Source organism: Streptomyces calidiresistens (assembly GCF_014141525.1).
GTDB lineage: Bacteria > Actinomycetota > Actinomycetes > Streptomycetales > Streptomycetaceae > Streptomyces > Streptomyces calidiresistens.
Genome location: NZ_VKHS01000158.1, coordinates 1 through 8,673 on the forward strand (window position 1 = coordinate 1; position 8,673 = coordinate 8,673).

The following is an 8,673-nucleotide window of genomic DNA, read 5'->3' on the forward strand; positions in this document are numbered from 1 at the left end:
GGTCGCCGTCTCCCCCGCCCTGGCCGGTACCGGCGACGGCCCGCCGGTCGCCCCGGCGGTCGCCGCCGCCGTGCGCGGGGCGGCCGACCTGCTGGCGGGGCTGGGGGCGGAGGTGGAGGAGGCCGACCCCCCGTTGGGGCCGGTGGACGAGGTGCTCGCGGCCTTCGAGACGCTGTGGTTCAGCGGGGCGGCGCGGGCCACCGCGTCGATCCGGGGCGCCGCCCGGGAGCGCATGGACCCGGGCCTGCGCGAGATCTGCGCGCAGGGGGCCCGCTACTCGGCGCTGGACTACCTGGCGGCGGTGGACGTGCGGATGGCGCTGGGTCGGGAGATGGGGCGCTTCCACGAGCGGTACGACGTCCTGCTGTGCCCCACGCTGCCGATCACGGCCTTCGGTCTGGGGCGGGAGGTGCCCGAGGGGTCCGGGCTGCGGCGGTGGACCGGGTGGACGCCCTTCACCTATCCGTTCAACATGACCCAGCAGCCCGCCGCGAGCCTGCCGTTCGGCGCCGACGGGCGGGGCCTGCCGATCGGGGTGCAGTTGGTGGCGGCCCGGCACGAGGACGCGCTGGTGCTGCGGACCGCGCACGCGATGGAGCTCGCCGGCACGCCCCGGATCCCGCCGCCCCCGTTGCCGGTGGCGGACGGCACCGGCGGCCCGGCCGGCCGGTTCTGAGCCCGGTCCCCCGGGCCCGGGACGCGCGCCCCGGGCCCGGAGGGGCGGCTCAGGCCCGGGCGAAGGAGAGCGTCTCCCCCCGCGCGCCGGATCGCCACAGGTCCTGGCAGGCGTCGGCCATCCGGTCCAGTCCGTCCACCACCGAGCCCCAGACGATGCCCGGCACCCAGCCCTGGTCACCGTTGATCAGCAGGTTGTTCCGCTCGTAGAACAGGGCGAGGTCCACCACGGTGGGCCGGCCCCGGTGGCCCGCGCCGCTCTCGTAGCCGTAGGAACCGGTGTTGAGCTGGGTCTCGCTGAAGGTGAAGTAGCACAGGTCGCCGGGGATGGGCGTGACCGTGGGGTTCTCCAGCGGCGGCTCGTGCTCGGCGAAGGGGGACAGCAGCGCGTAGATCTCGTTGCGGGCGTACTTGGCGTGGTAGACGTCCCCCGACAGCGGCAGCGCGTCCCACACGGCGGCGCAGGTCAGCGGCGCCTTGTCGGTGAGCAGCCGGGCCGTGCAGCTCACCCCGCGGCGGGCCAGGGACACGGTGACGAATCGCTCGGCGGGCTCGGGGGTCGGGTGCTGGGATGCGCTCGACATGGTCCTCCCGGGACGGAGTGGCGGGGCCCTGGACGGGCCGGGTCGGCCGGTCGGGTCCGGGGCGCGCGGGCCTCCGTGATCCTCCGGCACGCCCATGGTGGCCCGGGGGCGCCGCCCCCGTCCCGGGGCCACACGGACGAATCCCTTCCGGTTCCTTTCGGTCTCGGACCGAAATCGATCCGCATGCCCACCCGAAAATCGGGTATCCGCCGGCGCATGGTTCGTTCACGACGCAGACGCCGGCCCCTGTTCGGCCCACTGGGCGGTCCCCCGACCGACGCCGCCGGGCCACCCGGGTCCCCGATACCCCCCGGCGGCCCCAGCCGCCGCACCCTGCTCTCCGGAGCCGCCGCCCTCGGTCTCCTCGGCATCACCGGTGCCGCCGGATGCGCCCGGATCGACCCCGACGGCGGCGATCCGCTGGAGCGGCTCCGCGCCCGGGGCGTGGTGCGGCTCGGCATCGCCAGCGAGATCCCCTACTCCTACATCGACGAGGACGACGGCTCGCTCACCGGGCAGTCCCCGGCCATCGCCCGGGAGATCTTCGGACGGCTGGGCATCGAACGCTTCCAGCCGGTCCTCACCGAGTTCGGCTCCCTCATCCCCGGCCTGCGGGCCCGCCAGTTCGACGTGGTGGCCGCCGGCATGTGGATCAGTCCCGAGCGCTGCGAACAGGTGATCTTCTCCGACCCGGACTACGTGGCCAAGGACGCCTTCATCGTCGCCGAGGGCAACCCGTTGGGCATCACCGACTACGCCTCCCTCGCCGAGAGCGGGGCCACCTCCGCCACCGGTCCGGGCTGGTTCCAGCGCGACTACGCCGTCGGCAACGGCGTGGACCCGGGCAGCATCGGCACCTACCCGGACCAGCTGGCCGGGCTCAACGCCGTGCGGCACGGCCGGATCGACGCCTTCTTCGGCACCGCCCCGACCATGACCGCCGCCGTCCGCGAGGGCAGCGGGGTCGAGGTCACCGAGCCGTTCGTGCCGGTGGTGGACGGCGAGGAGCAGCTCGGCGCCGGTGGCTTCGCCTTCCGGCCCGACGAGACCGCCCTGCGCGACGCCTTCAACACCGAACTGCACGACCTCAAGGCCACCGGTCGGCTGCTGGAGCTCGTGGAGCCCTACGGCTTCACGGAGGAGGACATGACGGATCTCACCGCAGAGGAGCTGTGCTCGCCATGACGTGGGGTCTGTTCACCACCTGGATTCTGCCGGGGTTGTGGGTGACCGTGCAGGTCACGGTCTTCAGCGCCGCCCTGGCCTTCACCGTCGCCCTGGCCATCGGCACGCTGCGCACCTCCCGCTGGTGGATCGTGCGGTTCCTCTCCGGGGCCTACTTCGAGATCTTCCGGGGCACCTCCGCCCTGGTGATGCTGTTCTGGTTCGCCTTCGCCTTCCCCCTCATATTCGGCTACGAGCTGGTGCCGATGTGGGCGGGCGTGCTGGCGCTCGGCCTGACCTACGGGGCCTACGGCTCGGAGATCGTGCGCGGTGCCCTGGCCGCCGTGCCGGTCGCCCAGCGGGAGGCCGGTATCGCGCTGAGCTTCACCCCGATGCAGCGGCTGCGCCGGGTGGAGTTCCCGCAGGCGTGGCCGGAGATGGTCGCCCCGCTCAACGCGCTGACCATCGAGTTGATGAAGGGCACCGCGCTGGTCTCCGTGATCTCGGTCTCCGACCTCGCCTTCGCGGGGAACGTGATCCGGCTCTCCACCGGGGACAACGCGCCGGTCTACACCCTGCTGCTGGTCATGTACTTCCTCCTGGCCTTCGTCATCACCCGCGGGATGCGCGTGGTGGAGCGGCAGGCCAAGAAGGGCGTCGGACAGGAGCCCGAGCGGGTGCCGCTGTTCCGAAAGCGCGGGGCGGGCTCGCCCGGCGCCGCCGGTGACACCCGTGCGATGGGGGGTGTGAACGCGTGAACTGGGACTGGGGAGTCGTCGCCGACTTCATGCCCTACTTCTGGAGCGGTCTGCTGACCACGCTCCAGGCGCTGGCCTGGGGGACCCTGATCGCCTTCTCGCTGGGTCTGGTGTGGGCCATCGCGGTGCGCGGCCCGGCGTTCGTTCGCTGGCCGGTGCTGGGGTTCACCGAGTTCATCCGCAACACCCCGTTGCTGGTGCAGCTCTTCTTCCTGTTCTTCGTGCTGCCCGAGTGGGGTCCGACCGTGCCGGTCATGGTGGCCGGTGCCGTCGGTCTGGGTCTGCACTACTCGACCTACACGATGGAGGTCTACCGCGCCGGCATCGAGGCGGTGCCGGTCGGCCAGTGGGAGGCGGCGCACGCGCTGAGCATGTCGCCGCGCCGCACCTGGCAGTCGGTGATCCTGCCGCAGGCGTTCCGGCGCAGCGTGCCGGCCCTGGGCAACTACGTGATCGCCATGCTCAAGGAGACACCGCTGATCGCGACCATCGGTCTGATGGAGATGCTCGGCGAGGCACGCGCCTTCGGCACCGAGACCTTCCGCTTCATGGAGCCGTACACGGTGGTCGGCATCGCGTTCGTGCTGGTCGCCTACCCGGCCTCGCTGCTGATCCGAGCCCTGGAGCGTCGTCTTGTCACCCACTGAGCCCACCGGCGGACCGACCGCCGGGCCGCCCCCCGACCGAGCCGGACCACCGAGCCGGCCGAGCACGCCCACGGACCCGAGATCGACCACGGAGACCACGGTGGACACCCCGCAGAGCACCCAGGACGACCCCGCCCGGCCCACGGCGGACGCCACGAAGCCCGACGCCGACCCCGCGGCCGTTCCGGGGGCCGGCGACGGTCACCGCGAGGACGGGCCGGAACTGATCCGCTTCCAGGACGTCACCAAGCGGTTCGGGGAGCTGACCGTCCTGGACGACCTGTGCTTCTCGGTGTACCCGCGCAAGCACGTCACCCTGATCGGCCCCTCGGGATCGGGCAAGACCACGATCCTGCGGCTGCTGATGACCCTGGTGAAGCCCGACGAGGGCACCATCACGGTGGACGGCGAGCACCTCACCCACGAGGAGCGCAACGGAAAGCTGGTCCCCGCCGGGGAGAAGCACATCCGGGAGGTGCGCAAGAAGATCGGCATGGTCTTCCAGCAGTTCAACCTCTTCCCCAACATGAGGGTGCTGCGCAACGTCACCGAGGCGCCGGTGCACGTCCTGGGGATGTCGAAGGACGAGGCGGAGGCCCGGGCCCGGGACCTGATCGAGCTGGTCGGCCTGACCGACCACATCGACAAGTACCCCACCCAGCTCTCCGGCGGCCAACAGCAGCGGGTGGCCATCGCCCGGGCCCTGGCGATGCGGCCCAAGGTGCTGCTGCTGGACGAGGTCACCTCCGCGCTCGACCCGGAGATGGTGGCGGGCGTGCTGGACGTGCTGCGGGACATCGCCCACACCACGGAGATCACGATGTTGTGCGTCACGCACGAGATGTCCTTCGCCAGGGACATCTCCGACTGCGTCATGATGTTCGACAAGGGAAGGATCGTGGAGGCGGCGCCGCCGGAGCAGTTGTTCGGCGATCCGCGTCACCAGCGGACCCGGGACTTCCTGCGCAGCGTGCAGTAGCGCGGCGTCCTCCCGTCGGCGCGGACCACCCGTGCCGGCACCCGTGCCCGTGCCCCCGGGCGGCCGCGGTCCCCGGGGGCGGGCGGGCCCGTGCGCCGGTGAACCCCGCCGAGGGTGTGCCCCCGCGCCCGCCCGACCGCTAATCTGGTGGACAGTCATCGGCACGGCGGATAACCGCGAGTCCCCAGGGAGGACGCTGTGGCGCTCAGGTCCGGGGTGACCGCCCCCTTCCATTCGGTCCGGTACGCGCTGCGCCTGCTGGAGACGATCGCGGAGAGTTCCGAGGGGGCACTGGAGGCCGAGCTGACGCGGCGCACGGGTCTGTCGCCGGGCCGGTTGGGGGAACTGCTGCGGCTGTTGCAGCAGGAGGGGTACGTCCACCGGCTGCGGGACGGCAGCTGGACCAGCGGCGAGGCCATGGCCCTGCTCAACTCCGGCGGTGACCGGCGCCGCGCCCGCGAGGAGAAGCTGCGGCAGTCCCTGGACCGGCTGCGGCGCGAGGTCGGCGCCGCCGTCTACATCGGGCGCTACACCGACGGCGAGATGACCGTCCCGCACGTCAGTTCCACGCCGGAGATGCCGGCGGTCAACCAGTGGGTGGAGTTCCGTTCCGCCGCGCACGCCACCGCGATCGGCAAGTGCCTGCTGGGGCAGCTCGACCACGACGGTCGCCGGGACCACTTCTCCCGGCACCGGGCCGCCCGCCTCACCTCCCGGACCATCACCGATCGGCGGGCCCTGCTCACCACCCTGGAGCACCACCCGGCGAGCATGCCGATGCTGGACCTCCAGGAGTACGCGGTGGGCACGGTCTGCGCGGCGGTGCCGCTGACCGCCGGGGCCTCGGTGGGGTGTCTGGCGCTCTCGTTGCCGCTGCGCCAGGGGTACCGGCTGCGGGAGGCCGCCGAGACCCTGAACCGGGAGGCGGCGCCGACCCTGCTGAGCCTGGTGCTGTGAGCCGACCCTCCCGGGAGCCCGCCCGGCGCGGGAATCGGCCGGGAAGTCCCCGGGAAGGCCCTCCGAGGGGCCGGGGAGATGGTCGGGAGCACTCCCCGAACGGGGGTAGGATGGTGGATGTCGGCCGGGAGAACGGCCGAGTGGGCGCCGCTAGCTCAGTTGGTTAGAGCAGCTGACTCTTAATCAGCGGGTCCGGGGTTCGAGTCCCTGGCGGCGTACCGGATGAGGGCGGGGCCCGCGACACGTCACGTGTCGCGGGCCCCGCTCCTTCGCGTGTCGTTCCCGCGCGGCGGCCCGCCGGGTCGACCCGGCGGGGAGCGATCCCCCACCGGGCCGCCGACGGGCCGCCGGTGCCGGGCTCAGCGCTCCTCGGCCGAACCGCCGGGGGCCGCCTGCTGCACCACCTCGAAGGACCACAGGGTCGCCCCCGTGGCCGCCGGTCGCTGCCCGCCGCCGTGGTCGGCACCGCCCTCGCCGCCCTCGCCCGCGGGACGGCCCTCACCGGAGCCGCCGGTGTGCGCCTGCCGCATCGGGCCGTTCATCCAGGCCTCGAAGTCCGCCTCGCTGCGCCACCGGGTGTAGACGAGGTAGCGGTCGGTGCCCTCCACCGGGCGCAGCAGTTCGAACCATTCGAAGCCGTCGGAGTTCTCCACCAGGCCGGCGCGGGAGGCGAAACGCCGCTCCAGTTCCTCGCGTCGCTCCGCCGGGACCTCGATCACGTTGATCTTCACCACACTCATGCGCCCCATTGTTCACCCCGGGGCCGGTCGGCCGCGCGGGCGGGCCGGTCGGATCGCGGGGGCGTGCCCGGGTTCACCCCGGGGCGTGACGACGGGCCTTCCGCCCGCCGCGTCCGCCGGCGCCCGCGGCCGGCTCGTGGGACGGTTCGAAAAGGGGGCCTCCGGGAACCCGGGACGCCACTCGGCGGTACCGGGCGCGTCGGCGGGCAGGCGCCCCCGGCGGACCGTCCGCCCCGGCTCGGGAGCGGGCGCCCGCCGCACGGACCACGCAGGACGAACCGGACGCGACCCGGAAGAGAGACCGGAGGAAAGGGTGAGGGCGACCATGGGTGGATCCATCGGCGGGGGCCGGGAGGCGGACGACATCGACCGCGAGGCCGCCCGGCTCCGTCACGACCTGGTGAGCGCCCTCGTCGCGGCCGGGGCGCTCCCCGACCCCGCCTGGCGGGCCGCCTTCGAGGAGGTTCCCCGTCACCTGTTCGTACCCCGCTTCTACGACCCCTCGGGGCTGCGGATCGACCGCCACGACCATCCGGACCTGTGGTTGCGCGGAGTGCACGAGGACCGCGCCCTGGTCACCCACCGGCGCGGCGGGGAGGCGGTCTCCTCCAGCTCCCAACCCTCGCTGATGGCGAGCATGCTGCACGACCTGGAGGTGCGCGACGGCGATCGCGTCCTGGAGATCGGCACCGGCACCGGCTGGAACGCCGCCCTGCTGGCGCACCGGGTGGGGGACCACCGGGTGACCAGCGTGGACCTGGACCCGGAACTGACCGCAGCGGCCCGGGCCCACCTCGCGGCGGCCGGCCGCCGGCCCCGGGTGGTCACCGCCGACGGCTCCATGGGGTGGCCGGCCGAGGCACCCTACGACCGGATCATCGCGACCTGCCGGATCGACTCCGTGCCGCTGCCCTGGCTGCGTCAACTCATGGTGGACGGCGTGATGGTCGCCCCGCTGGGCTACGCCGTGATCCAACTGCGGCGCACCGGACCGGATCGGGCGGAGGGCCGGTTCCGGGGCGGCGCGTGGTTCATGCCGCTGCGCACCGGCCGGTCCCGCCCCGAGGCGCCGGTGGTGGAGCCCGACGCCGACGATCCCGGCCGCCCGGCGGAGTTGACCCCCCGGGCCGCGACCGACCCGGACTTCCGTTTCTGGGCGGACCTGTGCGAACCGGGCGTGGAGTGGCGGATGGACCCGGAGCCGGGCTCCGGGCCGGGCGCGGTGGCGCTGCGCGGTCCGGACGGCTCCACCGCCCGGCTGGGGCGGGACGGCATGGTGGTGGAGGCCGGGCCGCGTCGGCTGTGGACCGAGGTGGAGCGGCTGTACCGGGTGTGGGACGAGAGGGGTCGACCGGGCCCGGAACGGTTCGGCGTGACCGTGGAGGGCCGGCGCCAGTGGCTGTGGATCGACAGCCCGGACGGACCCGGCCACGAACTGGGCGAACCCGTGGACGCGGTGCGACCGGGCTGAGCCCGGGGAGTGTCCCGCGCTCCCCCGGCGATCCCGATCCGGGCGGGCCCCCGGGGCCGGGGAGGCGGTGACGGTCGGGCCCGGCCGGAACGGGCCGGACCCGCGTCCCGGGCGCCCGACGGGCGCCCGGGACGACCGGCCTCAGGAGAGCAGCTCGGCCTCGAGGGTGATGTTCACCCCGGCGAGGGCCTTGCTGACCGGGCAGTTCTCCTTGGCGCCCTCGGCGGCCTTCCGGAAGTCCTCCTCCGAGAGTCCGGGAACCCGGGCCCTGACGGTGAGCTTGATGCCGGTGATGCCCTCACCGGGCTGGAAGGTGACGTCCGCCCGGGTCTCCACGGACTCGGGGGGCGTACCGGCACCGGCCAGGCCGTGCGAGAACGCCATCGAGTAGCAGGAGGAGTGGGCCGCCGCGATCAGCTCCTCGGGGCTGGTGCGGCCGTTGGGCTCCTCCGCCCGGGAGGGCCAGGTGACGTCATAGGAGCCCAGGCCGGACGAGTCGAGGGCGACGGTGCCCGCGCCGCCCATGAGCGGGCCCTCCCACCGGGTGGTCGCGGTGCGCGTGGTTGCCATGTGCTTTCCCATCCTCCGTGACGGACGCTTCGACGGCGGACGCCCGGGTCCCGGCCGCCGGGGCGGGGGATCGGGGGTCCGTTCGGCCCCACGCTAACGCCCTCGCGGGGGCGGGACCTCCCCGAGGG

10 protein-coding genes and 1 tRNA gene are annotated in these 8,673 nt (G+C 73.6%); 8 read left to right on the forward strand and 3 right to left on the reverse strand.

The genetic code is table 11. From position 1 onward, the window contains the following. Positions 1 to 676 (forward strand): amidase family protein (locus FOE67_RS09380; protein ID WP_267133317.1); only part of this gene is annotated, 676 nt, incomplete at its 5' end. Between the two features lie 49 nt (positions 677 to 725). On the opposite strand, the gene FOE67_RS09385 is transcribed toward FOE67_RS09380, so the two are convergent. Further along, positions 726 to 1,259: a DUF3830 family protein gene (locus tag FOE67_RS09385; protein ID WP_182662460.1), complete on the reverse strand. Its 534-nt coding sequence runs from the start codon at positions 1,257 to 1,259 to the stop codon at positions 726 to 728. A gap of 216 nt (positions 1,260 to 1,475) precedes the next feature. Between FOE67_RS09385 and ehuB the strand changes: the two genes are divergently transcribed. The 6 genes from ehuB to FOE67_RS09415 all read left to right on the forward strand — a co-directional run bounded on the left by ehuB (position 1,476) and on the right by FOE67_RS09415 (position 5,982). After that, a complete protein-coding gene (gene ehuB, locus FOE67_RS09390) occupies positions 1,476 to 2,444 on the forward strand; it encodes an ectoine/hydroxyectoine ABC transporter substrate-binding protein EhuB (RefSeq protein ID WP_182662463.1) in 969 nt (322 codons plus the stop codon). Next, positions 2,441 to 3,181, forward strand: coding sequence for an ectoine/hydroxyectoine ABC transporter permease subunit EhuC (gene ehuC, locus FOE67_RS09395; RefSeq protein ID WP_182662465.1), 741 nt, complete (start codon positions 2,441 to 2,443; stop codon positions 3,179 to 3,181). Before ehuB ends, ehuC begins: the two co-directional genes overlap by 4 nt. Then, positions 3,178 to 3,828: an ectoine/hydroxyectoine ABC transporter permease subunit EhuD gene (gene ehuD, locus FOE67_RS09400; protein WP_182662467.1), complete on the forward strand. Its 651-nt coding sequence runs from the start codon at positions 3,178 to 3,180 to the stop codon at positions 3,826 to 3,828. The genes ehuC and ehuD overlap by 4 nt, the downstream gene beginning before the upstream one ends. 223 nt (positions 3,829 to 4,051) lie before the next feature. After that, a complete protein-coding gene (gene ehuA / locus FOE67_RS09405) occupies positions 4,052 to 4,807 on the forward strand; it encodes an ectoine/hydroxyectoine ABC transporter ATP-binding protein EhuA (RefSeq protein WP_194444106.1) in 756 nt (251 codons plus the stop codon). A gap of 198 nt (positions 4,808 to 5,005) precedes the next feature. Continuing rightward, positions 5,006 to 5,764 (forward strand): IclR family transcriptional regulator domain-containing protein, encoded by a 759-nt coding sequence (locus FOE67_RS09410; protein ID WP_182662471.1) that lies wholly within the window; start codon positions 5,006 to 5,008, stop codon positions 5,762 to 5,764. A 144-nt stretch (positions 5,765 to 5,908) separates the two neighbouring features. Next, positions 5,909 to 5,982: transfer RNA gene (locus FOE67_RS09415), tRNA-Lys, on the forward strand. A gap of 141 nt (positions 5,983 to 6,123) precedes the next feature. Here FOE67_RS09415 and FOE67_RS09420 read toward each other — a convergent pair. Continuing rightward, positions 6,124 to 6,504 (reverse strand): antibiotic biosynthesis monooxygenase family protein, encoded by a 381-nt coding sequence (locus tag FOE67_RS09420; protein ID WP_182662473.1) that lies wholly within the window; start codon positions 6,502 to 6,504, stop codon positions 6,124 to 6,126. A gap of 325 nt (positions 6,505 to 6,829) precedes the next feature. Between FOE67_RS09420 and FOE67_RS09425 the strand changes: the two genes are divergently transcribed. Further along, on the forward strand, positions 6,830 to 7,975 hold the full coding sequence (locus tag FOE67_RS09425) for a methyltransferase domain-containing protein (RefSeq protein WP_182662475.1): 1,146 nt from the start codon (positions 6,830 to 6,832) through the stop codon (positions 7,973 to 7,975). Between the two features lie 141 nt (positions 7,976 to 8,116). Here FOE67_RS09425 and FOE67_RS09430 read toward each other — a convergent pair whose 3' ends face one another. Further along, entirely contained in the window at positions 8,117 to 8,545 is a 429-nt protein-coding gene (locus FOE67_RS09430) for an OsmC family protein (protein WP_182662477.1), read from the reverse strand. Positions 8,546 to 8,673 lie beyond the last annotated feature (128 nt).